Source organism: Streptomyces sp. MMBL 11-1 (assembly GCF_028622875.1).
GTDB lineage: Bacteria > Actinomycetota > Actinomycetes > Streptomycetales > Streptomycetaceae > Streptomyces.
Genome location: NZ_CP117709.1, coordinates 5,498,730 through 5,521,615, shown reverse-complemented (window position 1 = coordinate 5,521,615; position 22,886 = coordinate 5,498,730). Strand labels below are relative to the sequence as shown.

General features: G+C 72.7%; 19 protein-coding genes. 10 read left to right on the top strand and 9 right to left on the bottom strand.

Annotated features, from left to right (window positions below; all coding sequences use genetic code 11):
* Positions 1–205 precede the first annotated feature (205 nt).
* The 3 genes from PSQ21_RS24780 (at position 206) to PSQ21_RS24770 (ending at position 6,420) form a co-directional block, all read left to right on the top strand.
* Positions 206–3,040 (top strand): lysylphosphatidylglycerol synthase transmembrane domain-containing protein, encoded by a 2,835-nt coding sequence (locus PSQ21_RS24780; RefSeq protein ID WP_274033099.1) that lies wholly within the window; start codon positions 206–208, stop codon positions 3,038–3,040.
* A gap of 90 nt (positions 3,041–3,130) precedes the next feature.
* Positions 3,131–4,723 carry an alpha/beta hydrolase gene (locus tag PSQ21_RS24775; RefSeq protein WP_274033097.1) on the top strand — a complete coding sequence of 531 codons (1,593 nt, stop codon included), beginning with the start codon at positions 3,131–3,133 and terminating at the stop codon, positions 4,721–4,723.
* A gap of 101 nt (positions 4,724–4,824) precedes the next feature.
* A complete protein-coding gene (locus tag PSQ21_RS24770) occupies positions 4,825–6,420 on the top strand; it encodes an alpha/beta hydrolase (protein ID WP_274033096.1) in 1,596 nt (531 codons plus the stop codon).
* A 136-nt stretch (positions 6,421–6,556) separates the two neighbouring features.
* On the opposite strand, the gene moeZ is transcribed toward PSQ21_RS24770, so the two are convergent.
* The 6 genes from moeZ to PSQ21_RS24740 all read right to left on the bottom strand — a co-directional run bounded on the left by moeZ (position 6,557) and on the right by PSQ21_RS24740 (position 14,201).
* Entirely contained in the window at positions 6,557–7,735 is a 1,179-nt protein-coding gene (moeZ, locus tag PSQ21_RS24765) for an adenylyltransferase/sulfurtransferase MoeZ (protein WP_274033094.1), read from the bottom strand.
* A gap of 99 nt (positions 7,736–7,834) precedes the next feature.
* The gene (locus PSQ21_RS24760) at positions 7,835–8,659 is read right to left on the bottom strand and encodes a spherulation-specific family 4 protein (RefSeq protein WP_274033092.1); all 825 of its coding nucleotides are present in this window, start codon (positions 8,657–8,659) and stop codon (positions 7,835–7,837) included.
* Positions 8,647–9,612, bottom strand: a complete 966-nt coding sequence (locus PSQ21_RS24755) for an NAD-dependent epimerase/dehydratase family protein (protein ID WP_030580443.1) — start codon at positions 9,610–9,612, stop codon at positions 8,647–8,649. Before PSQ21_RS24755 ends, PSQ21_RS24760 begins: the two co-directional genes overlap by 13 nt.
* A 210-nt stretch (positions 9,613–9,822) precedes the next feature.
* Positions 9,823–11,016, bottom strand: coding sequence for a hypothetical protein (locus tag PSQ21_RS24750; RefSeq protein WP_443334430.1), 1,194 nt, complete (start codon positions 11,014–11,016; stop codon positions 9,823–9,825).
* A gap of 744 nt (positions 11,017–11,760) precedes the next feature.
* Positions 11,761–13,227, bottom strand: coding sequence for a DUF3152 domain-containing protein (locus tag PSQ21_RS24745; RefSeq protein ID WP_274033089.1), 1,467 nt, complete (start codon positions 13,225–13,227; stop codon positions 11,761–11,763).
* A gap of 8 nt (positions 13,228–13,235) precedes the next feature.
* Positions 13,236–14,201, bottom strand: coding sequence for an alpha/beta hydrolase (locus tag PSQ21_RS24740; protein ID WP_274033088.1), 966 nt, complete (start codon positions 14,199–14,201; stop codon positions 13,236–13,238).
* Between the two features lie 160 nt (positions 14,202–14,361).
* Here PSQ21_RS24740 and PSQ21_RS24735 point away from each other — a divergent pair, with 160 nt between their 5' ends.
* The 4 genes from PSQ21_RS24735 to PSQ21_RS24720 all read left to right on the top strand — a co-directional run bounded on the left by PSQ21_RS24735 (position 14,362) and on the right by PSQ21_RS24720 (position 16,286).
* Positions 14,362–14,577, top strand: coding sequence for a hypothetical protein (locus PSQ21_RS24735; RefSeq protein WP_274033086.1), 216 nt, complete (start codon positions 14,362–14,364; stop codon positions 14,575–14,577).
* A gap of 167 nt (positions 14,578–14,744) precedes the next feature.
* On the top strand, positions 14,745–15,386 hold the full coding sequence (locus PSQ21_RS24730) for a TetR/AcrR family transcriptional regulator (protein WP_097871369.1): 642 nt from the start codon (positions 14,745–14,747) through the stop codon (positions 15,384–15,386).
* A gap of 140 nt (positions 15,387–15,526) precedes the next feature.
* On the top strand, positions 15,527–15,754 hold the full coding sequence (locus PSQ21_RS24725) for a DUF3107 domain-containing protein (RefSeq protein WP_097871368.1): 228 nt from the start codon (positions 15,527–15,529) through the stop codon (positions 15,752–15,754).
* A 256-nt stretch (positions 15,755–16,010) separates the two neighbouring features.
* Positions 16,011–16,286 carry a hypothetical protein gene (locus PSQ21_RS24720; protein ID WP_274033083.1) on the top strand — a complete coding sequence of 92 codons (276 nt, stop codon included), beginning with the start codon at positions 16,011–16,013 and terminating at the stop codon, positions 16,284–16,286.
* Between the two features lie 6 nt (positions 16,287–16,292).
* Here PSQ21_RS24720 and PSQ21_RS24715 read toward each other — a convergent pair whose 3' ends face one another.
* A complete protein-coding gene (locus tag PSQ21_RS24715; RefSeq protein ID WP_007446800.1) occupies positions 16,293–17,039 on the bottom strand; it encodes a ferritin-like fold-containing protein in 747 nt (248 codons plus the stop codon).
* A 474-nt stretch (positions 17,040–17,513) separates the two neighbouring features.
* Here PSQ21_RS24715 and PSQ21_RS24710 point away from each other — a divergent pair, with 474 nt between their 5' ends.
* On the top strand, positions 17,514–19,655 hold the full coding sequence (locus PSQ21_RS24710; protein ID WP_274035920.1) for a DEAD/DEAH box helicase: 2,142 nt from the start codon (positions 17,514–17,516) through the stop codon (positions 19,653–19,655).
* Between the two features lie 158 nt (positions 19,656–19,813).
* The gene (locus tag PSQ21_RS24705) at positions 19,814–20,671 is read left to right on the top strand and encodes an alpha/beta fold hydrolase (protein WP_274033081.1); all 858 of its coding nucleotides are present in this window, start codon (positions 19,814–19,816) and stop codon (positions 20,669–20,671) included.
* Positions 20,672–20,737: 66 nt separating this feature from the next.
* Here the strand turns inward: PSQ21_RS24705 and PSQ21_RS24700 are convergent, their stop codons facing one another.
* The gene (locus PSQ21_RS24700; protein WP_274033080.1) at positions 20,738–21,649 is read right to left on the bottom strand and encodes an NYN domain-containing protein; all 912 of its coding nucleotides are present in this window, start codon (positions 21,647–21,649) and stop codon (positions 20,738–20,740) included.
* Between the two features lie 207 nt (positions 21,650–21,856).
* Here PSQ21_RS24700 and PSQ21_RS24695 point away from each other — a divergent pair, with 207 nt between their 5' ends.
* Positions 21,857–22,009 carry a hypothetical protein gene (locus PSQ21_RS24695; protein WP_097870088.1) on the top strand — a complete coding sequence of 51 codons (153 nt, stop codon included), beginning with the start codon at positions 21,857–21,859 and terminating at the stop codon, positions 22,007–22,009.
* A gap of 117 nt (positions 22,010–22,126) precedes the next feature.
* Here the strand turns inward: PSQ21_RS24695 and PSQ21_RS24690 are convergent, their stop codons facing one another.
* Positions 22,127–22,732, bottom strand: coding sequence for a MarC family protein (locus PSQ21_RS24690; RefSeq protein ID WP_073802481.1), 606 nt, complete (start codon positions 22,730–22,732; stop codon positions 22,127–22,129).
* Positions 22,733–22,886 lie beyond the last annotated feature (154 nt).

Below are 22,886 nucleotides of genomic sequence, written 5' to 3'. Positions count from 1 at the left end.
TACGCCACCGACAGCCCGGCCGCGCCGGTGACCGTCCGGGCACCCGACGTGCACACGGGTGGAAAGGAGCGTATGTTGCGCTTCCCGCGCCCGCGCAATGCACCCTGATGCCCTCCTCTGTCTACCGGCCGTGCCACCATCATGCGAGCGGTGACCGGTGATACCAGAACACGAAGACGAACCAGAGGCGACGAAGGAGCAGGGCGTGCAGCCACCGAAGGCGGCGGACGCCTCCGATGCCGGGGAGCGCCCGCAGGGCGATTCCGAGTCCTCCGGAGCGGCCCGCTCCGCCACCGGGGCCCCCCGTGCCGACGGCCCCACGACATCCACCACCGGACATCTGGCCGGCTCGACCCTGGCCTCCGCCGAGGCCGCTTCGACCGACCACGTCTCCGGCGACGAGCCGCTGCTCCCCGCCCGGGTGCACCGCCCCTCCGACCTGGTGCGGCTGCTCATCGGGGTGCTGGCGATCGCGGTCCTGTTCTCGATCTCGGCGTTCGCCCAGGGCACCACCACCGGTCTTGAGGACGACATCTCCAAGGGCACCGAGCAGGCGCCCGACCTGTTGATCAAGATCGCCGGTCTGGTGTCCAGCATCGCCGTACTGCTGGTGCCGGTCGCCTTCGCCATCGAGCGCCTCATCAAACGCGACGGGCTCCGCATCGCGGACGGCGTGCTCGCCGCCGTGCTCGCCCACGGGGTGACGCTCGCCACCGACCTCTGGGTCTCGCGGTCCGCTCCGGGCACCATCCAGGACGCGCTGACCCAGCCCCAGACGGCCGGCGGGCTGACCGACCCGGTACACGGCTATCTCGCCCCGGTCATCGCGTACATGACGGCGGTCGGGATGGCACGGCGGCCGCGCTGGCGCGTGGTGCTCTGGGTGGTGCTGCTGCTCGACGCGTTCGCGATGCTCGTCGGCGGGTACACCACCCCGTTCTCGATCATCCTCACCGTGCTGATCGGCTGGACCGTGGCGTACGGGACGCTGTACGCGGTCGGCTCGCCGAACGTCCGCCCCACCGGCCAGCACCTGATGGCGGGTCTGCGTCACGTGGGCTTCCGCCCGGTCGCGGCGATGCGCACCGAGGACGCCCCGGACCACGCCGACCAGAACGACCGGGGGCGGCGCTATCTGGTCACCCTGGAGGACGGCCCGCCGCTGGACGTCACCGTCGTCGACCGGGAACAGCAGGCCCAGGGATTCTTCTACCGGGCCTGGCGGCGGCTCACGCTGCGCGGGATCACCCAGCGGCGCTCGATCCAGTCGTTGCGCCAGGCGCTGGAGCAGGAGGCGCTGCTCGCGTACGCGGCCATCGCCGCCGGGGCGAACGCGCCGAAGCTGATCGCCACCTCGGAGCTGGGCCCCGACGCGGTGATGCTCGTCTACGAGCACATCGGCGGCCGGACGCTGGACTCGATGGAGGACGAGGAGATCACCGACGAGCTGGTGCGCGGCACCTGGCGTCAGGTGAAGGCCCTCCAGTCACGGCGGATCGCACACCGCAGGCTGACCGGTGACGCGCTGCTCGTGGATCGTTCCGGCAGGGCGTTCGTAACGGATCTGCGCGGCGGCGAGATCGCCGCGGGCGATCTGGTGCTGCGGATGGACGTGGCCCAGCTGCTGACCACGCTGGGGCTGCGGGTGGGCGCCGAGCGGTCCGTCGCCGGGGCGCTGGCCGTACTCGGCCCGGACGCGGTGGCGGACTGTCTGCCGCTGCTCCAGCCGATCGCGCTGAGCCGCTCCACCCGGGCGACGCTGCGCCGGATCGCCCGCGAACGTTCGCAGCGCGAGCGGGAGGCGGTGGTGGAGGCCTCGCAGGCGGCCAAGCAGGCGAAGGCGCGGGACGCGGCGGAGTCCGCCGGGGAGGCCCTCCCGGAGCACGGCGCGGACCGGAAGGGCGAACGGCGGACGGGCCCCAGGACGGTGCCCAAGGCGGACCAGAAGGCGGAGCGCAAGTCGCTGCGCACCGAGAAGCAGGCCGAGAAGCGCGCCATCGACGACGCGCTGGAGGAGGCCCGCGAGGAGGATCTGCTCGCCCAGATCCGCCGTCAGGTGCTGCTGATCCGCCCGCAGGCCCCGGTCGAACCGGTCCGTCTGGAGCGCATCAAGCCCCGCACCCTGTTCAGCTTCATCGCCGGGGCCATCGCCGCGTACTACCTGATCTCCCAGGTCACCCAGGCCGACTTCGGGACGGTCGTGGAGCAGGCGGAGTGGGGCTGGGTGGCGGCCGCCCTCGGCTTCTCGGCGCTGAGCTACGTGGCGGCGGCGATGAGCCTGCTGGGCTTCGTACCGGAGCGGGTGCCGTTCCGCAAGACCGTGAAGGCGCAGGTGGCCGGCTCGTTCGTGAAGATCGTCGCGCCCGCGGCGGTCGGGGGCGTGGCGCTGAACACCCGCTTCCTCCAGCGGGCCGGGGTGCGCCCTGGTCTCGCGGTGGCGAGCGTCGGGGCCTCGCAGCTGTTCGGGCTCGGCGCGCACATCCTGCTGCTGGCGCTGTTCGGCTATCTCACCGGCACGGAGCGGACCCCGGACTCGCTGACCCCGTCCCGGACGGTGATCGCCGGCCTGCTCACGGTCGCGGTGCTGGTGCTGGTGGTGACGGCGGTCCCCTTCCTGCGCAAGTTCGTGGTGACGCGGGTGCGCTCGCTGTTCGCCGGAGTGGTGCCGCGCATGCTGGACGTGGTGCAGCGGCCGCAGAAGCTGCTCACCGGCATCGGCGGCATGCTGCTGCTGACCGGCCTGTTCGTGCTCTGCCTGGACGCCTCGATCCGGGCGTTCAGCGGCCCGGACGTGCCCCAGCTGAGCTACGCGAGCATCGCGGTGGTCTTCCTCGCCGGAAACGCGCTCGGCTCGGCGGCCCCGACGCCGGGCGGGGTGGGCGCGGTCGAGGGCGCCCTGACGCTGGGCCTGATCGCGGTCGGGCTGCCGAAGGAGGTCGCGGCGCCCGCGGTGGTCCTGTACCGCGTGATGACGCTGTGGCTGCCGGTGCTGCCGGGGTGGATCTGCTTCAACCAGCTCACCCGCAAGGGCGAGCTGTAGCCGAGCGGGGCCCGGCGGCTGCAGCGGCTCCGCCACCCGCATGGACCGCGCCCGGCCGCGCTCCCCGGTGCCCCGCCGCACGATGGGGACATGAGGACTTCCCCCGCTCTGCGCGCCGCCGCCCTCGCCGCCACCGCCACCGTGCTGCTGCCGCTGACCGCCTGTTCGGACGACGGCGACGGGGAGGGGTCCTCGACGCCCACCGGGGCGTCGACCGCCTCGCCGTCCTCCACCGCCGACGACCTGGCGTCGCAGAAGCTCAGCTGGTCCCCGTGCCCGCCTCCGAACGAGGCCCAGGGCGGCGGCGAGTCGCCGTCCCCGCTGCCGGGCGGCGTGGTGTGGGAGTGCTCCTTCATGGACGTCCCCCTCGACTACGCGGAGCCGGACGGCCGCACGATCGAGCTGGCGCTGGTACGGGCGAAGGCCAAGGAGCAGAAGCGGCGGATCGGCTCGCTGGTGTTCAACTTCGGCGGGCCCGGCGCGTCCGGCGTCGCGACGCTGCCCGCGTTCGGAACCGAGTACGACACGCTCCGCACCCGGTACGACCTGGTGAGCTTCGACCCCCGCGGGGTCGGCCGCAGCGAGGGCGTCCAGTGCTCGGACGACGCCGAGCTCGACGCGTTCTACCAGGAGGACTCCACCCCGGACGACGCGGCCGAGGAGAAGCAGTTCGTCCAGGGTCAGAAGGACTTCATCGCGGACTGCGAGGAGAACTCCGGCCCCGAACTCCCCTTCGTGGGCACGACGAACGCGGCCCGCGACATGGACCTGATGCGCACGGTACTGGGCGACGACAAGCTGCACTACTTCGGCATCTCGTACGGCACGGAGCTGGGCGGCGTCTACGCCCACCTCTTCCCGGACAAGGTCGGCCGGGCGGTCTTCGACGCGGTGGTCGACCCCACGAAGGACGCCGAGCAGTCCTCCATCGGCCAGGCCCAGGGCTTCCAGCTCGCCCTGGACAACTTCACGAAGGACTGCGCGGAACGCGACGACTGCGCGCTGCCGGGGGCCACCCAGCGGGAGGTCGAGCAGGCCATCGCCGATCTGCTGGCCGAGCTGGAGAAGGAGCCCGTCGACGGGCTCGGCGACCGGGCGCTGACGCAGACGCTGGCCACCACCGGCATCGCCTCCGCGCTCTACTCCAAGGAGACCTGGCCGCTGCTGGAACAGGGCCTGGACGAGGCGGGCGGCGGGAACGGCGGGCTGCTCCTCGCCCTGGCCGATTCGCTCAACGGCCGCTCGGAGGACGGCCGGTACGACAACTCCAACGCCGCCAACATCTCCATCAACTGCGCCGACAGCAAGCAGCGGTTCTCCCTGGAACAGACGAAGGCGGCACTCCCCGCGTTCCGCAAGGCGTCCCCGCTGTTCGGGGACTATCTGGGCTGGGGGCTGATGAGCTGCACCGGCTGGCCGGTGGCGGGCGCCTGGAAGACCCCGGACGTCAGCGCCCCGGGCTCCGCCCCGATCCTGGTCATCGGCAACACCGGCGACCCGGCGACCCCGTACGCGGGCGCGAAGGCGATGGCGGAGAAGCTCGGGGAGGGCGTCGGCGTCGAGCTCACCTACAAGGGCGAGGGACACGGGGCGTACAACAGCAAGGACGCCTGTGTGCAACGGGCGGTGGACGGCTATCTGTTGAACGGTACGGTGCCGAAGTCCGGCACCGTGTGCGGGTGACACCGACCCCCGAACGCGGGTGACACGGGCCCCCGACTCCCCTGCCGCGCACGGCGGTTAGCATGACCGGCATGACACCCCCTGGGGAGGGAATCCGGATCATGCGTGCGCATCGTCGCGTCCGTCGGGCCGTCGCCTCGACAGGATCGGCCCTCCTCGCGGCGGGACTGCTCGCCGGCTGCGGCCTGTTGAGCACGGAGCCGGACGTGAGCGAGCCGGCCCACGGCCGCCCCGGCGACGCCTCCGCCGCCCCCGCGCCGACGGGGCTCAAGGACTCCCCCAAGACGCCGGAGCTGCCCTCCGCCCTCACCTCGCAGCGCCTCGACTGGCAGCGCTGCCAGGCCCCGCGGGGCGGCGAGGCGCCCGGCTCCGTGTGGCGTTGCGCGAGCGTGGACGTACCACTGGACTACGCGAAGCCGGCGGGGGAGACGCTCTCCGTGGCGCTGGTCCGCAAGCAGGCCCGTGACCAGGAGCGGCGGCTCGGCTCGCTGCTGTTCAACTTCGGCGGGCCGGGCGGATCCGGCGTCGGGACGCTGCCGCGCTCGGCCGACGCGTACGCGAAGCTCAACTCCCGCTACGACCTGGTGAGTTTCGATCCGCGCGGGGTCGCGGCCAGCTCCGGGGTGCGCTGCCGTACCGACAAGGAGCAGGAGCAGGCCCACCGGAGCGTCGACCTGACTCCGGACACCCCGGCCGAGGAGACCGCGTTCATCGAGGACGCCGCGGACTTCGGCGCCGGCTGCGAGCGCCGCTCGGGCGCGGTCCTGCCGCATGTCGGGACGGTCAACGCCGCCCGCGACCTGGACCTGATCCGCGAGGTCCTGGGCGACGAGAAGCTGTCCTACTTCGGCTTCTCCTACGGTACGCAGCTGGGCGGAACGTACGCGCACATCTTCCCGCACAGGGTGGGACGCACCGTGCTGGACGCGGTCGTCGACCCGACGGCCGACGGGACCGGGCACGCCCGGAACCAGACCCTGGGCTTCCAGCGCGCCCTGGACAACTACCTCAAGGACCGCGGCCAGGACCCGAAGGCGGGCTCCGAACGCATCGCCCGGCTGCTGGCCCGTATAGACCGCAGTCCGCTGCCGACCGACTCGGGCCGGGAGCTGAGCGAGTCGCTCGCCATCACCGGCATCGTCACCCCGCTGTACTCCGAGTCGAGCTGGCCCGCCCTGACGGCCGCGCTCGACGAGGCGGAGAACAACGGCACGGGCAATGGTCTGCTCCGGCTCGCCGACTCGTACAACGGGCGGGACGAGAAGGGGCGTTACGACACCCAGAGCCACTCCCAGCGGGCGATCTCCTGCGCCGACTCGATCTCCCGTCCCACCGTGGACGAGGCCCGTGCGCTGCTGCCCGAGTTCCGGAAGCTGTCACCGGTCTTCGGCCCGTTCCTGGCCTGGGACACCGCCGGCTGGTGCGCCCAGTGGCCGGTCGAGGGGGAGCACGAGACGCCGGAGACCAGCGCGCCGGGCGCGGGCCCGATCCTGGTCGTCGGGACGACCGGCGACCCCGCGACCCCGTACGAGGGAGCGCGGCGGATGGCGGACGAGCTGGGCAAGGACGTCGGCATCCTGCTGACCAACAAGGGCGAGGGACACGGGGCCTACGGCGGCAACGACTGTGTGACCTCGACGATCGACGCCTACTTCCTGGACGGGAAGGTCCCGGAGGACGGCAGGACCTGCTCGTAGCGGGACGCCCCCGGGAGGCCGGTCCTACGGGAAAGGGGCCCGGTCCGCAGCGCGCGGACCGGGCCCCTTTCCCGTACAGAGCTTCTCGTACGGTCTCGTACGGAGGTTCTCGTACAGAGCCCCGTGCGGGGTGCTTCTAGTACACCGGCTTATCGGGCTCGATCTGGTGGACCCAGCCGATCACACCGCCGCCCACGTGCACCGCGTCGGCGAAGCCCGCGGACTTGAGGACCGCGAGGACCTCGGCGCTGCGGACGCCCGTCTTGCAGTGGAGGACGATGCGCTTGTCCTGCGGGAGGTCCTGGAGGGCGGTGCCCATGAGGAACTCGTTCTTCGGGATCAGCCTCGCGCCGGGGATCGAGACGATCTCGTACTCGTTCTTCTCGCGGACGTCGATGATCTCGATCTTCTCGTCGCCGTCGATCCACTCCTTGAGCTGCTTGGGAGTGATCGTCGCGCCGAGCGCCGCCTCCTGCGCCTCTTCGGACACGACACCGCAGAAGGCCTCGTAGTCGATGAGTTCGGTGACGGTGGGGTTCTCGCCGCAGACCGCGCAGTCGGGGTCCTTGCGGACCTTGACCTGGCGGTACTGCATCTCCAGGGCGTCGTAGATCATCAGGCGGCCGACCAGCGGGTCGCCGACGCCGGCGAGCAGCTTGATGGCCTCGGTGACCTGGATGGAGCCGACGGACGCGCAGAGCACGCCCAGCACGCCGCCCTCGGCGCAGGAGGGGACCATGCCCGGCGGCGGGGGCTCCGGGTAGAGGCAGCGGTAGCAGGGCCCGTGCTCGGACCAGAACACGGAGGCCTGGCCGTCGAAGCGGTAGATCGAGCCCCAGACGTACGGCTTGTTCAGCAGCACCGCGGCGTCGTTGACGAGATAGCGGGTGGCGAAGTTGTCCGTGCCGTCCACGATCAGGTCGTACTGCGCGAAGATCTCCATCACGTTCTCGGCTTCGAGCCGCTCTTCGTGAAGGACCACGTTGACGTACGGGTTGATGCCCAGCACCGAGTCCTTGGCGGACTCCGCCTTGGACCGGCCGATGTCGGCCTGGCTGTGGATGATCTGGCGCTGCAGGTTCGACTCGTCGACCTCGTCGAACTCCACGATGCCGAGCGTGCCGACACCGGCCGCGGCCAGATACATCAGGGCCGGCGAGCCGAGGCCGCCGGCGCCGACACACAGCACCTTGGCGTTCTTCAGACGCTTCTGTCCGTCCATCCCGACATCCGGGATGATCAGGTGGCGGGAGTACCTGCGGACCTCGTCGACGGTGAGCTCAGCAGCTGGCTCGACCAGGGGTGGCAGCGACACAGGAACCTCAACAATGCAGGTGGTCGGATTCTACGTAGACCGGCTTCTTACGGTCGACTACGTACGGTTGTTCTCCCCGTAACACTGCCACGCCCCTTCTCATTCCGAGATACCCGGTCCGACCCGCGAGACGATTTCGTCCCAGTACCTGGGCAGCGCGGCGAATGGGTCACTTTGTCCGCTCCGGCCGTCCCGGTCGGTGAAGAAGATCGTCCCGGCGCCCTGCCAGCGGGCGATCCGCATGGCCTCCTCCAGATGGGTGCGCGGGACACCGTGGACGAAGTGGGCGAACCGCTCCGGTGGGTAGTCGGCCGTCCACTCGGCCACCTGTGACCAGCGGTAATCGGTCCAGGGGCCCTGGAAGGTGACCAGCTGGTCGGCGGCCTCCGCGTACCCGGGATACGGGTGCGTGCCGTGGCCCAGCACCAGGCGGCCCCCCGCGTCGGCGCTGTCGCTCTCCGCCAGCAGGGCGTGGAGCGTGCCGGTGAGACGACGGACGGCGGGCAGTCCGGCCCGCTCGGCGGGGCACCGGGCGAGATAGAAGCCGCCGGTCCGGTACCAGTCGATGAAGGACCGGGCGTCCGCGATCAGCTCCTCGAACGGCCGCTCGCCCCAGGCCAGGTCGAGGTGGCCGAGCAGCCTGCCGCCGGAGGCCCGGACCGTGTCGTCCGGAGAGCCGCCGTGCAGGGCGCGCTCGCGGGCGTTGCGCAGCCTGCCCGCCGCCTCCAGGCAGTGCGGGTCGGGCCGGGAGCCGGGGCCGTCCGCGATGTTGAGGACGGCCCAGTGGAGCGGGGTGCCGGGGCGGGCCAGCTCGGCCCATTCGGCGGGGGCCAGCAGCGGATGGGCGTAGCCGGGGACGCCGAAGCCGAGCGGCTCGCCACCGGCGGTGCGGCGGGCGTCGGTGGGCGCGGTCAGATACGGCACGCCGCCTCCATCCAGATGTCCGCCAGGGACTCCTCCAGATTGATCCGGGGCCGCCAGCCCAGCCGGTCCCGCGCGGTGCGGACGTCCGCCTGCTGCCAGGCGCCGCAGCCGTCGGGATACGGGGACGGGGTGGCGGAGAGGTGTTCCATGACGGACTCGGCGGAGGTGCGCGGGGCCCCGATGGGCAGGCGCGCGGGGGGCGTGTCCAGCTCGTGGAGCGCGCCCGCGTACCCGGCGACCCTCGCCAGGACGGCGGCGGCGTCGCGCAGGCGGACGGCCCGCCCGGTGCCGATGTTGACGACGCCCTGGGCGGCGGAGAGCGAGGCGGCGTGGACGGCACGCGCGACGTCCCGTACGTCGACGAAGTCCCGCTGTACGCCGAGGCCGCTGAGCTTCAGCTCGCCGTCGCCGGACTGCATGGCCCGGCGCATCGCCTCGGCGAGCCGGCCGAGCGGGGAACCGGCGGGGGTGCCGGGGCCGACGGGCGAGAAGACCCGGAGGACGACGGCGTCGAGGCCGGAGCCGAGGACCAGTTCGGTGGCGGCGAGCTTGCTCACGCCGTACGGGCCGCCGGGCCGCGGGACCGCGTCCTCCGCGGTGGAGGACCCGGGCTGCGAGGGCCCGTACTCCGAGGCGCAGCCGACCTGGACGAGCCGCGCCCCGCAGCCGCTGCGGCGCAGCGCCTCGCAGACGGTGGCGACGGCGACGGTGTTGTGCCGGGTCAGGTCGCGGGCCCCACCCCGCGTGGCGCCCGCGCAGTTGACGACGACTCCGGGGTGGACGGCGTCCAGGAAGCGGGTGAGCGCCCCGGGACTGCCGCCCGCGAGGTCGAAGCGGACGTCGGCGTCGTCGCCGCGGCCGAGGGCCGTGAGATGGACGGCCGGATCCGCGAGCAGACGGTCGGCGACGAAGCGGCCGAGGAATCCGTTGGCTCCGAGCAGCAGCACCCTCATCGCGCACCGCCTCGGTGCCGACGGCTCACTGCCGGTGCGGGGGACTGGGGGGTCATGGCGGGTTTCTCCTAGGTCGTCGGGTCGGTCGTGCGGTGCTGGACGAGTCCGCGGCGTCGGCTCCGCGGAAGTGGGTCGGTGAAGCGGTGGAACGTGGGTGGGTCGTGCGGTGGCAGGTCGGTGAGGCGGCGGTTGTACGTCGGTGGGGCCGGCTCAGGTCCGGGTGGGGGCGGCGGCTCGGGAGAGCGCGAAGGCCGCGTGCAGCAGCAGGCCGACGGCGGCCCCGCCACAGGCGAGGGCGGGCACGGCACCGGTCCCGCCTGCCGAGACGAGGGCGTCCACAGGCTGGGCCAGGGGTTCGAGTCCGGGGAGCCGGGCCGAGAGGACAAGTGCCATGGCCCCGGCCTCGACGGCGCAGGCCGCGGCAAGTGCGACGGCGCCCGGCTCGGGCAGTCCGTGTGCGGCGAGCAGCCTTGCCACGAAGAACAGGACTCCGAGGGAGGCGGCCGCCACGGACACGCCGCCCCCTCCGAGGCCGAGGCCGGCCAGGTACAGCAGGGGCAGCAGCGCGCCGAGGAAGAGGATGACGGCCGCCAGGAACAGGGGCCGCACGCCCGCGCCGGACTCCTCCGGGGCGCGGCTGCCGGCCGGTCCGCGGTGGGCGTGGACGGCGAAGAGGTGGGCGCACCAGGCGGCCGGGGCGACGGCGACGGCGAACCCGAGGAGCGGGGCGGGGGTGCCGCCCCACGGACCGTCCGGGCCACCGGTCATGACCTGGGCGAGCAGTTCCTCGCCGTACACCGCGTAACCCAGCAGCCAGCAGCTGTACAGCCCGGCCCGGCCCCCTGTGGGCGCCCGCAGGGGGCCTCGGCCCAGGCACGCCCGGAGCGCCAGACAGGCCAGGACGGCGCCGACGACGGTGACGAGGGTCCGTGTCCCGTCGCCGAGGGCTCCCTCGGTGACCCGGAGCACTCCGGCGGTCGCCAGGCAGGCGGCTCCGGGGAGCAGGGCGAGGAGGGTCCACGTGGCCCGTGCGTCGGCGTCGGGAACGGGGCCGGGGGGCCCGCCGCCGACGGGCCCCCGGGTGCGGGGTGACATGCGGGCGTACAGCTCCTCGGCGGGGGCGCAGACGTCCCGGTGGCGATAGCGCGCGGCGCTGCGGCCGGTGAGGCCGTGCGCTTCCGGTCCGGCGGCGGCCTCCCGGGGGTCCACGGCCCGTTCGCACAGGTCGCGGCGGGGGTGGAGGGACTTCGCCGGGTCGTCCGGACGGGTCATCGGGGGGTCTCCGTGGTCGTGGAGGCTCGGTTCGGGGCGGGCCGGTGCGTGGAGAACTGGTTCATGGAGAGCCGGTTCGTGGCGGACCGGTACGTGGAGGCTCGGTTCGTGGCGGGCCGGGTGGTCACGCATCGGTGTCCCCCGCCGGTACGGCCGCGACCGCGCCGTGTCGGCCTCCCGGCGCGGTCGCGGCCGTACCGGGGTGTGCGAGATCAGCTCCAGGCAAATGCCGCGAAATGCCGCGAGGTTCTGTTCGACGGGGAGGAGTTCGAGCGCACGGACCCTTGCGGCGACCCCGACGCCGTGCTCGGTGACCAGCAGCGGCACCCCGAAGAAGCGTTTGGCCAGGAGCCCCGGGAGGGCGGCCGCTCCCCGGGAGGCCGCGCGGCAGAGGCCGATCGCACCGAGGCCCTCCTGGCCGCACCGGCCGCCGGACTCACCGGTCGCATACGGGCGAGCACTGTCGGTGAACAGTCCGATCCGCACGAATACACCCCCGATCTCCCTTGTGGGCGGCCGCCGTTGAAACGGCGACTCACAGCGGGACGACCGTAAGCGGATACGCCGGTGGTGCGACGGACGGTTGTCCGTCGCACCACCGAAAGGGGTGAACCGTCGTAACTTTCCCGCCCCGGTCGCGTTCCGTCGCGATACAGCGGTCGGTTGTCACGGAGGGTCAGGCCCGGGCCAGCTCCTTGCGGATCGCCCGGCGGGCCAACGCAAGCCCGGGATCGAGGGCGGGGGCGAACACGGCCGTCGGCCTGTGGCGCCTGTACGGGGCCGGCGCTTCCACGTACTCCGCCTCGCCGCCCTGCTCGACGCTCGCACCCCGCCGGCCTGCGGCGGGCCGACGATCCGCGTACGGATGTGCGGGGGTCAGCCCTCGGGGTGCGCCCAGGGGTTGGCCTTGCACTTGATGCCTTCGAGTTCGAGGGTCTTGGTCTGCTGCTGCATGACCGGGGCCAGCGCGCCGGGAGTGCGGCAGTTCACGTGGTTGTGGCCCAGCCGGTGGCCGACCTCGTGGTTGATGAGCATCTGACGGTAGGGCAGCAATTTGTCCGGGCCGAAGGTGGCGGCGCCCTGCGCCCACCGATAGGCGTTGATCATGATGCGGTTGGTCGCGGCGGAATCGCAGGAGACATTGTCGATCGTGGTGTCCAGACCGGATTTGGCACACCAGTCGCCGGTGGTCCCGGGGCTGGCGAGCGTGATCACGAAGTCCGGGGTGCCCGACGAGATGCGCTCGAAGGTCATCGCGCCGTTGTGCGCCCAGCTCCGGTCGTCGTTGAGCGTCTTCTGCACGGCTTCGGCGAAGAGGCCGGCGTCGAGGCCGAGGCCCTTCTCCACGTCGATCCGGTAGCGGTGCTTCTGCCCCTTTCCGGGGGCTTTCGCGAGACCGGGCACCGCCTCGAACGTGCCGCTCGCCCGCAGGTCCGCGGCGAGCGGAAACGGCTGCGCCATCTTGTCCGCGTACGAGAGGGGCTTGACCTCGGGCTTGGCCGAGGGCTGCTTCGGGGTCGGGCGGACGTCGGAGCGGGAGGCCTCATCGCCCGGGCCCTGCCGCTCCACCTCTGCGGCGCGCGCGGACGCACGGTCGCCGGAGTCCTCGGCGACCTGCCCGGCCACCACGACCGCGAGCACGGTGGTCACCGCCGCGGCGGCGATCCCGGTGAACGTCCGCCCCTTGCCGCCCCGGGCCGCGGGGCGTTCGTCCGGTTCCCCGGCCTCGGCGTCGTCCACACCCTCCGGGGTGCCACCCGGCGGCCCGGCGGGCGCGCTTGCCGGAGCGTCGGCGTCGAAGGCGTCCACGAACTCCCGGCGCGGGCCCGGCACCGGGCCACCGGGAGACGTCGGCCGCTGTGCCGCCCGGCCGTCCGCGGCCCGCTGTGCCGCGCGCTGGGCCGTCACCTGGCGGGCCACGGCCTGCTGCCGGGCGGCGGCATCCTGGGGCCCTGCGGGCCCGGCGGGCCCGGCGGGATGCGGCCGGGCGTCGGCGTCGGCGGGGCGGTTGTCGGGGCCGGGGTGCCGGCCGGGGTACGGGTGGGGCGGCTGCGGATGGGGAGCGCCGCGGGGCGCGGGGGCGTCGGGCGGCTGCCCGTAGCGGGGCACCGGTCCGGTGCCCCAGCCGCCGCCCTGCTCACGCTGTTCGGGGTGGCCGCCACGGACCTGCGGGGCGTCGGGGGAGAAGAAGGGGCCCCGCCCGTCACCGGTCGGCGCGGGGGCGGTCCGTCTGCGCCGGCCGCCGCCGGACGCGGGCCTCGCCGCGGCGCGCTCGCCGCCCGGTTCCGTTGCCCCGGCGTCCGGACGGATCGCCCCGGAGCCCTTTCGACTGTGTCGTCCCACGCCCCGGATCAGCTCCCGCCGCAATCGTCCAGCAGTTCCCGGAACGCCTGGGCGACCGCCTCCGGGTACTCCATCATCGCCACGTGCCCCGCGTCGGGCAGCGTCAGCAGCCGGGCGTCGCGGAAGGCCGCGGACGCCCTGCGTGCCATCCGGTACGAGACGAGCTGGTCCCGTCCGCCGTACACGAGCTGGGTCGGTGCGAGCACCCGCTCGGCCTGGCGCCACAGTCCGTGCTGGCCGCCCAGGGTGTACGCATCGACGATGCCCCGGGCCGAACGCGTCATCGCGTCCCAGAAGTACGGCAGCGCCAGCCGACGCTCCATCTCGGCCACCGCCTCGCGGAAGCCTTCGTCGGAGATCCGTGCCGGATCGCCGTAACAGAGTGCCATGACTCCGCGCGTTCGCTGCTCCGCCGTCCAGTCCTTCGTGAGCCGGGCGAACAGGGATGCGACTCCCGGCACCGCCAGGAGGCCGGTCGGGACGGCGGGCCGCTGCACCCGCCATTCCGGCAGGGCGGGCGAGATGAGGGTGAGGGTCCGCACCAGGTCGGGGCGGACGGCGGCGACCCGGGTGGCGACGGCTCCGCCCAACGAGTTGCCGAACAGGTGAACAGGCCCCCGCTGCTCCGCGTCCAGCAGCCGGATCACCGCACGGGCATGTCCGGTCACCGAGTAATTGCCGTCGTCCGGCGGCGGCGAGTCCCCGAATCCGGGCAGGTCGACCGCCTCGCCGTCGACCACGTCGGACAGCAGCGGCATCAGGGCCGACCAGTTCTGCGACGAGCCGCCGAGCCCGTGCACGTACAGCGCGGGGGGCAGCCCGGCCCGGTCACCCGGCCGGCAGCGGACGTTCAGGCCGATCCCGGGCAGCGACACGGAGCGCAGCCGTTCGCCGTCGGCGACCCGGACGGCACTGACCGTGGGGGCCACCGCGGCGGCGGCAGCCTGAACACCCGGCAGCTCGGTCGAAGACATGCGGCAATGTTACGAGACGATCACGCCCTCATTCATGTGTTCGCCATCACAGGCCGCATCGCGGGGCGGACGGGTGACCGGGGGGTGTCCGGTCCGTTCCGCCGCTCACGCGGAATGGCCGGACACCACCTACGCTTCAGAGGAAGGAAGGGAGCTGCACATGACGGTCGACCCGAGCGACCCGGACACCTTCGAGGACGCCGAACCGGAGCAGCCGGGGCCCGAGGCCCCGGAGGCGGACGCTGCCGAGCAGCGGGCGGACGTCCGGCCCGAGGACGACGAACGGGCCGGGACCGTCGATCCGGACACCGCCAATGAGGCCGACGTGGCGGAACAGCGCAGGGTGATTCCCTTGGATGAGGACGATTACCGGTAATACGCCCCGGTTTGCTCGCGACCAGGGATAACTGTGGCTTCCGCAGCTGTCCGGTCCATGAAATTCTGCGTCCGCGCCGCGCACACCCGGGTTACCCAAAAGTACGATGGCTGTACGGCGCAGCGTGCACGGACCGGCTGTGCTGGAACACTTATTTGGGAGGCGGCGTGACAGCCATCGAGCAGACAGAGGCGGCGCGCCCGCGGGGTACACGCCTTCCCCGCCGCGCCCGACGCAATCAGCTGCTGGGCGCCGCACAGGAAGTCTTCGTCGCACAGGGCTACCACTCCGCCGCGATGGACGACATCGCCGAGCGGGCCGGGGTCAGCAAGCCGGTGCTCTACCAGCACTTCCCCGGAAAGCTGGAGCTCTACCTGGCACTGCTCGACCAGCACTGCGAGTCGCTGCTCCAGGCCGTGCGCACGGCGCTGGCCTCGACGACGGACAACAAGCTCCGCGTCGAGGCGACGATGGACGCCTACTTCGCGTACGTGGAGGACGAGGGCGGCGCGTTCCGGCTGGTCTTCGAGTCCGACCTGACCAACGAGCCCGCCGTGCGCGAGCGGGTCGACCGCGTGTCCCTCCAGTGCGCCGAGGCCATCTCCGATGTGATCGCCGGGGACACCGGCCTGTCCAAGGAGGAGTCGATGCTGCTGGCCGTGGGCCTCGGCGGCGTCTCCCAGGTGGTGGCGCGCTACTGGCTCTCCAGCCGGTCCGCCATCCCCCGCGACACGGCCGTCCAGCTCCTCACCTCGCTGGCCTGGCGGGGTATCGCGGGCTTCCCGCTGCACGGCGTCGAGCAGAGCTGAGCCCTCCGGCGGGGGACGCCTGACGCCGTGTTCGCTGCGGGCGTTGCCGGGCGGGCCCTGAGCCCCGCTCCCGCCGGGCTAATGTGGCTGCGTACGGCGCGGTTCGCCGCGCAAGGACTGACCGTCGGAGGGACATAGCCGTGGAGGTCAAGATCGGGGTGCAGCACACGCCCCGCGAGATCGTTCTGGAGAGCGGGCTTTCCGCCGAGGACGTCGAGAGCGCGGTCGCCGCGGCACTGGGCGGCAAGGCGGAGCTGCTCAGCCTCACGGACGACAAGGGCCGCAGGGTCCTGGTGCCGGCCGACCGGATCGCGTATGTGGAGATCGGCGAGCCGACCACCCGGCGGGTGGGGTTCGGGGCGCTGTAGTCCACCGGACGCGTTGAACACAGGAGCGGCCCGGCGGGGATTTCCCCCGCCGGGCCGCTCCTCTGTTCTGGGCCGGCCTCTCCCGCCGGCGCGCCACCGGGTCTCCCCTACGGGGTCGGCGCCGGCTCCGTACGGGGAGGGCGTCGGGTCCCGTACGGGTAGGAACGGGCGCTGGAGGGTTGCCCTCCACGGGCCGGGGGTAGTACCGCCTACGACCGATTTGCCCGCCCCGCACACCCCCGCGAGGTGATCCTCTGTGATCTGGGAATCCTTCGGCGCCGCCGTTCTCGGACTCGCCCTGTCCTGGGCGGCGCTCCGATCACTGGCCGACCGACTGCCGTCCGACCGTGCGGTTTATCTCACCGGCACGCTGGGCTCCCTGTTCGGCGCGTATCTGACGCATGCCGCGCTGGATACCGGCCATGTCCTGGCGACGCTGATCGGAGCCGTGTCCGTCGGGGCGGTGACCCTCTCGCTTCTGATCCGGCCACGGGGCCGCCGCCGCCTCGCCCGGTCGGCGGCGGCCCAGTAGGGGGTGTTACGCGGCCAGTCCCAGCGCCGCCATCCGCTTGGTGTGGGCCTCGGTGATGCGGGAGAACATCCGGCCCACCTCGGCCAGGTCGAAGCCGTCCGCCACGCCGCCCACCAGCATCGTCGACAGGGCGTCGCGGTCGGCGACCACCCGCTGGGCCTGGGACAGCGCCTCGCCCATCAGCCGGCGCGCCCACAGCGCGAGCCGTCCGCCGAGCCGCGGGTCGGCCTCGATCGCGGCGCGCACCTTCTCCACGGCAAAGTTCCCGTGACCCGTGTCGTCGAGCACGGACAGCACCAGGGACCGGGTGTCGGTGTCGAGCCGGGCCGCGACCTCGCGGTAGAAGTCGCTCGCGATCGAGTCGCCGACGTACGCCTTGACCAGGCCCTCCAGCCAGTCGGACGGCGCTGTCTGGCGGTGGAAGTCGTCCAGCGCCTTGGCGAACGGCTCCATCGCGGCGGTGGGGTCCTCGTCCACGGCGGTGAGCCGCTGGTTGAGCTGCTCGAAGTGGTGGAACTCGGCGGCGGCCATCTTCGCCAGCTCCGCCTTGTCGCCGAGTGTCGGCGCGAGCTTCGCGTCCTCGGCCAGCCGCTCGAAGGCCGCCAGCTCTCCGTAGGCGAGGGCGCCGAGCAGATCCACGACCGCGGCGCGGTACTGCGGGTCGGCGGCCGCGGTGGCCCAGTCCTGGGCGGCGATCCCGGTGGCCGCGGAAGCTTCGGCGGGGGTCTCAGTGGCGTGGTCAGGCGTCTCCATGAACGGAACGATAGCCCGCTCCGCGCAGGGCGGAAGGGCCTGGTCAGCCGGGGGCCTCATACCGTTCCGATGAATTCGTCCAACACACATGCGCGAATCCGGGGTACAGTGGTATTGCGCTTACTGAGCACTGTGCTGTGCCAGAGGCGCGCCCTTGAATGAGGATGCCCGGTCGGTGGCCCGATCGGCTCCGACCCGACAGCCCTCCACGCGGTGCGTACGACACGTATGACCGCAGCTGAGGGGCCCCCTCAGCGGCACGAGCGCTCGAGCGACGGCAGTGGTCCCGCGCCACCCGGCCCATCCACGGCCGGATGACCAACCCCGGCACGGTACGACCCCCAGCGTTCGCCTCGGACCGCGTCTCACAGAAGAGGCAGCACCCTGACTACGTTCCGCGACCTCGGCATTCTTTCCGAGACGGCCGAAGCCCTTGAGGCTGTCGGCATCACGTCCCCCTTTCCCATCCAGGAGCTGACGCTCCCCGTAGCCCTCTCCGGCTCCGACGTCATCGGCCAGGCCAAGACCGGCACCGGCAAGACGCTCGGCTTCGGTCTCCCGCTCCTGGAGCGCGTGACCGTCCCCGCCGACGTGGAGGCGGGCCGCGCCACGCCCGAGCAGCTGACCGACGCGCCGCAGGCGCTCGTCGTCGTCCCCACCCGCGAGCTGTGCCAGCAGGTCACCAACGACCTGCTCACGGCCGGCAAGGTCCGTAACGTCCGCGTTCTCGCGATCTACGGCGGCCGGGCGTACGAGCCCCAGGTCGAGGCCCTCAAGAAGGGCGTCGACGTGATCGTCGGCACCCCGGGCCGTCTCCTGGACCTGGCGGGCCAGCGCAAGCTCGACCTCTCCCACATCCGCGGGCTCGTCCTCGACGAGGCCGACGAGATGCTGGACCTGGGCTTCCTGCCCGACGTCGAGCGCATCATCACCATGCTGCCGCCCAAGCGCCAGACGATGCTGTTCTCGGCCACCATGCCCGGCGCCGTCATCAGCCTCGCGCGCCGCTACATGTCGCAGCCGACGCACATCAACGCCACGTCGCCCGACGACGAGGGCACGACCGTCAAGAACACGGTCCAGCACGTCTACCGCGCCCACAACATGGACAAGCCGGAGATGCTCGCCCGCATCCTCCAGGCCGACGGCCGCGGCCTGGCGATGATCTTCTGCCGTACGAAGCGCACGGCGGCCGACATCGCCGAGCAGCTGGAGAAGCGCGGCTTCGCCTCCGGCGCGGTCCACGGCGACCTCGGCCAGGGCGCCCGCGAGCAGGCGCTGCGCGCCTTCCGCAACGGCAAGGTCGACGTCCTGGTCTGCACGGACGTCGCCGCGCGCGGTATCGACGTCGAGGGTGTGACCCACGTCGTCAACTACCAGTCGCCGGAGGACGAGAAGACCTACCTCCACCGCATCGGCCGCACCGGCCGCGCGGGCGCCAAGGGCATCGCGATCACGCTGGTCGACTGGGACGACATCCCGCGCTGGCAGCTGATCAACAAGGCCCTGGACCTGAAGTTCCCGGACCCGCCGGAGACGTACTCCACCTCGCCGCACCTCTTCGAGGAGCTGGGCATCCCGGCGGGCACCAAGGGTGTGCTGCCCCGCGCCGACCGGACCCGTGCCGGTCTGCGCGCGGAGGAGGTCGAGGACCTCGGTGAGACCGGCGGTCGCGGCCGCAAGGCCGCCGCTCCGGCCCCCGCCCGTGAGGAGCGCGAGCCCCGCACCCGTACGCCGCGCCAGCGCCGCCGCACCCGTGGCGGTTCCGCGGCGGAGGAGGGCGCCGCGACGGTGCCCGCACCCGCCAAGGAGACCGCCCCGGCAGCGCCGGCCGGTGACGAGGCGCCGCGTACGCCGCGCCGTCGCCGCCGTACCCGCGTCAGCGCTCCCGAGGCCGTCGCCGAGGCCGCCGTGGCGGTCGCCGAGGCTCCGGTGGTTCCCGCTCCCGAGGCCGCGCCCGTGGCCGAGCCGGTCGCGGAGGCCGTGCCGGAGACCAAGCCGCGACGCCGTCGCAGCCGTGCCGCCGCGAAGCCGGTGGCCGAGGAGACGGCTTCGCCCGTCGCCGCGGCTCCGGCCGCGCCGGCCCCGGCCGAGTTCCAGACCGTGGCCGTCGCCGCGGGCGTCGCGGAGCCGGCCGCCGAGCCGAAGGCCGTCAGGCCGCGCCGTCGCACCCGGATCGTGAAGCCGGCCGACGAGGTCGACTTCCAGATCGCACCGGCCGCCGAGCCGGAGCCCGAGGCGAAGACGCGTCGTCGTCCGGCCCGAGCCACGGCGAAGACCACGTCGGCCGAGCCGAAGGCCCGAGCCACGACGAAGTCCCGGGCGAAGGCGGAGACCACGGCGACCACGGACAAGGTCACCGGGAAGGCCGCCTCCAAGGCCACCGCGAAGGCGGCCGCCGCCGAGCAGCCCGCCGTCGAGGCCCCGGCCGCCGAGGCGGACGCCAAGCCGCGCCGCCGCCGTGCCACCCGCAGCGTCACCTCGACCGCGACCCAGGAGGCCGCCGTGGTCTCCGAGGCCGAGGCCGTGGTGAGCGAGGCCGCCGCCGAGACGAAGCCGCGCCGCCGTCGCGCCACCCGCCCGGCGGGCAAGGCATCGACGACGACCGAGAGCTGACGCTCCCGGCGCACCGCACCACCTGTGGCCCCGGCCCCCGCACGAGCGGGGGCCGGGGCCGTTGCGCTGCCCGGGGGCGCGGAGCAGACGCCCGCCGCTGTCGCCGGATGGGCCGCCCGGTGAGGCGGGGACGGGTGCGGCGGGGATAGCCTCGCCGTATGAGCCGCCCGCCCACCTTCACCCCGCCGCCCTGCGCCCGTGCCCGTGTCCTGGAGACCGGGCGCGGCGACTTCGCCGTCCTGGACGCCGCACCGCCCGCCCCCGCACGGTCCACCGCCCTGCTGCTGCCGGGATACACCGGCAGCAAGGAGGACTTCATCGCGCTGCTGGAGCCGCTGTGCGCGGCGGGCTACCGGGTGGTCGCCGTGGATGGCCGGGGGCAGTACGAATCCCAGGGGACGGACCGTCAGGAGAGTTACTCCCAGGGCGAGTTGGCGCGTGATGTGCTGGCCCAGGCGGCAGCCCTGGGTGCCGGGGACGGCGGGCTGCATCTGCTCGGGCACTCGCTCGGCGGTCAGATCGCCCGCGCGGCCGTCCTGCTGGACGCCGCCCCGTTCCGCTCGCTGACACTGATGTCCTCGGGCCCGGCGGAGGTCGTCGCGGCCCAGCGGGACAAGGTGAAGATGCTGAGCGACGCGCTGGCCGTGCTGTCCATGGACGAGGTGTGGCAGGCGATGCGGGCGCTGGATCCCCCGCAGGACGCGGACACCGGCGACGGTGCGGACATGCGCCACCGCTGGCTCGCCCACCACCCGGCCCAGCTGATCGCCACCGGGGCCCAGCTGGCCGCCGAACCGGACCGGGTGGACGAGCTGGCCGCCGTCGGGCTGCCCGTCCACGTCCTGTCCGGGGAGCGCGACGACGTCTGGCCGGTGGAGCTGTTCGACTCCATGGCGCGGCGTCTCGGCGCCCGCCGCACCACGATCGCCGGCGCCGAGCACTCCCCCAACACCGCCCGCCCGCAGGAGACCGCGAAAGCCCTGGCCGCGTTCTGGGACAGCCTGACGGCCGCCTGACCCGCCGCTCGCGCCCGCGGCACGCCCCACCGGCAGTCCGGCGCGCCGCCCCCGGCCCCGCTTCCGTCAGTACTGCGACTGCAGGTGCTGCCAGAACCCGTCGCGGAGCGCGCGTCGCAGGTGCGCGTGGCCGCGCAGCGAGTGCTGGAGCAGGCGTTCCGCCTCCACCAGCAGGTCCTGGTCGACGGAGCCCGGCAGATAGGGGTGGCCGGGGAGCAGGTCGGCGAGGGACTCCCGGCCCCGGGCGGCGAGCCAGGCGGCCGCGATCTGTGCGCCGACGAAGCGGACGTCCTCCCGGGAGGGGGCCGGGCTGTCGTCCTCGTACGTGGTGACGGGCCGCCGTGTGACGTAGGGGCGGCAGAAGTCCAGCTCGAAGGTGCGCTGACTGTCGACCTCCCACAGCAGCGGTTCGGCCTGGTTGCGCCCTTCGGCGGCCTCGATGCCCCAGAGGTGCACGCGCGCGCCGTAGCCTTGGGCCGCTTCGACCGCCGAAACCAGGTCCTCGTCGCCGCCGACGAGCGCCGCGTCGCTGATGGCGCGGTGCCGGGCGAGGGATTCGAGGTCGGTGCGGATGAGCGAGTCGACGCCTTTCTGCTGGTTGTTGGCGTTGAGGTTGCCGAGCCGCACCTTGACGTCGGGGAGTTCGGCGATGGCCTGCTGCTCGGTGGTGTGGATGCGGCGGCGAGCCCCGTCGTACCAGTAGACGCGCAGCAGCCGGCTGTCCGCGAAGATGGTGCGGGCCTTGTCGATGAAGGCCTCGATCAGCCCTTCGGCGTCGAGGTCGAAGGAGCGCCGGTCCTCGGTGCCGGTGACGAGCAGCCCGGCCGCGGCGTACACATAGCCGGCGTCCACGAAGATGGCGTGCGTCGACGGGGTCTTGGAGACCTCGATGAGCATGCGCTGGAGCAGCTCGTTGGTGCGGTCCAGGCGGGCGCCGAGGTCGGCTCCCGCGAGGGACTGCGCGTCCGCCTCGTTCATGCGAACCTCGTGGTCTGTGGTGGCGTGACTACCGACGGGTACTTAGACATCCAAAAAATTTCCTTAGCGTAGGGAATGTTTGCAGCGGACAAGCCGTTGTCACCCACGTGGAACGCGAGGGAAGCCTCGCGTTCCCGGTCTTGCCGGTGGGACGCCCCACCGGCGCCAGTAGTTCTCCAGCAGGAGGATCGGACGAAGGGAAGCCCCATGCGCTTCGAGATCATGCGACTCGACGACGTCGACGGTACCGCCGTGGACAGCACCGTCGTGGACGCCGCCTCCGTCAACCGGATCGTGCAGCAGGCCGCGGCGACGGGCCAGCGCCTCTACATCCGGCCGGCCGACAGCTCGGCTTCGTAACGCATCTGGGCTCATGACGCCCGACGAGGCCCCGCGCCTCATCGCATTGCGCCGCTAAAGACGAAGCGCCCCCGCACGGAACGTCCGTGCGGGGGCGCTGTGGTGCGCGGGGGAGGGTCAGGAGTTCTGGATGACCTGGGTGACGCCGTTGATGATCTGCTGGACGGCGATGGCGGAGAGCATCATGCCGGCGAGCCGGGTCACCAGCACCACACCGCCGTCCTTGATCACGCGGATGATGACCAGCGAGTAGCGCATGGCCAGCCAGAGCACCACGTGCATGGCGACGATCGCGGACCACACCGAGAGCTGGCCGCCCACGCCGTCGGCGTGCTGCACCGCGAGGATGACCGAGACGATCGCGCCGGGTCCGGCCAGCAGCGGCATCCCCAGGGGTACGAGCGCCACGTTGACGTCCTTGGTCTGCGTCGGCTCGTCCGTCTTGCCGGTCAGCAGGTCGAGCGCGATGAGCAGCAGCAGGAGCCCGCCCGCGATCATCAGCGCGGGCACGGAGACATGCAGATAGTCGAGGATCTGCTGTCCGAGCAGACCGAAGACGGCGATCACGCCGAACGCGACCATGACCGCCTGGAGCGCCATCTTGCGCTGGACCTTGGCGGGGCGGCCCGCGGTGAGGGCGAGGAAGATCGGCGTGATCCCGGGTGGGTCCATGATCACAAATAGGGTGAGAAAAAGGGATCCGAAGACAGCGACGTCGAACACAGTGAGCCTTGCGAGAGAAGAGCGGGCGGTACGGAGGGGGCGCGGGGTCCGGGCGGCGGCCGTCGCCGTGCCGGGCACGCGGCGGTACGCACAGGGGCGCGCGGGGAGTGGAGCGGTGGTGCGGTGCGGGAGGACGGGGCCCGGGAGCTGTCCG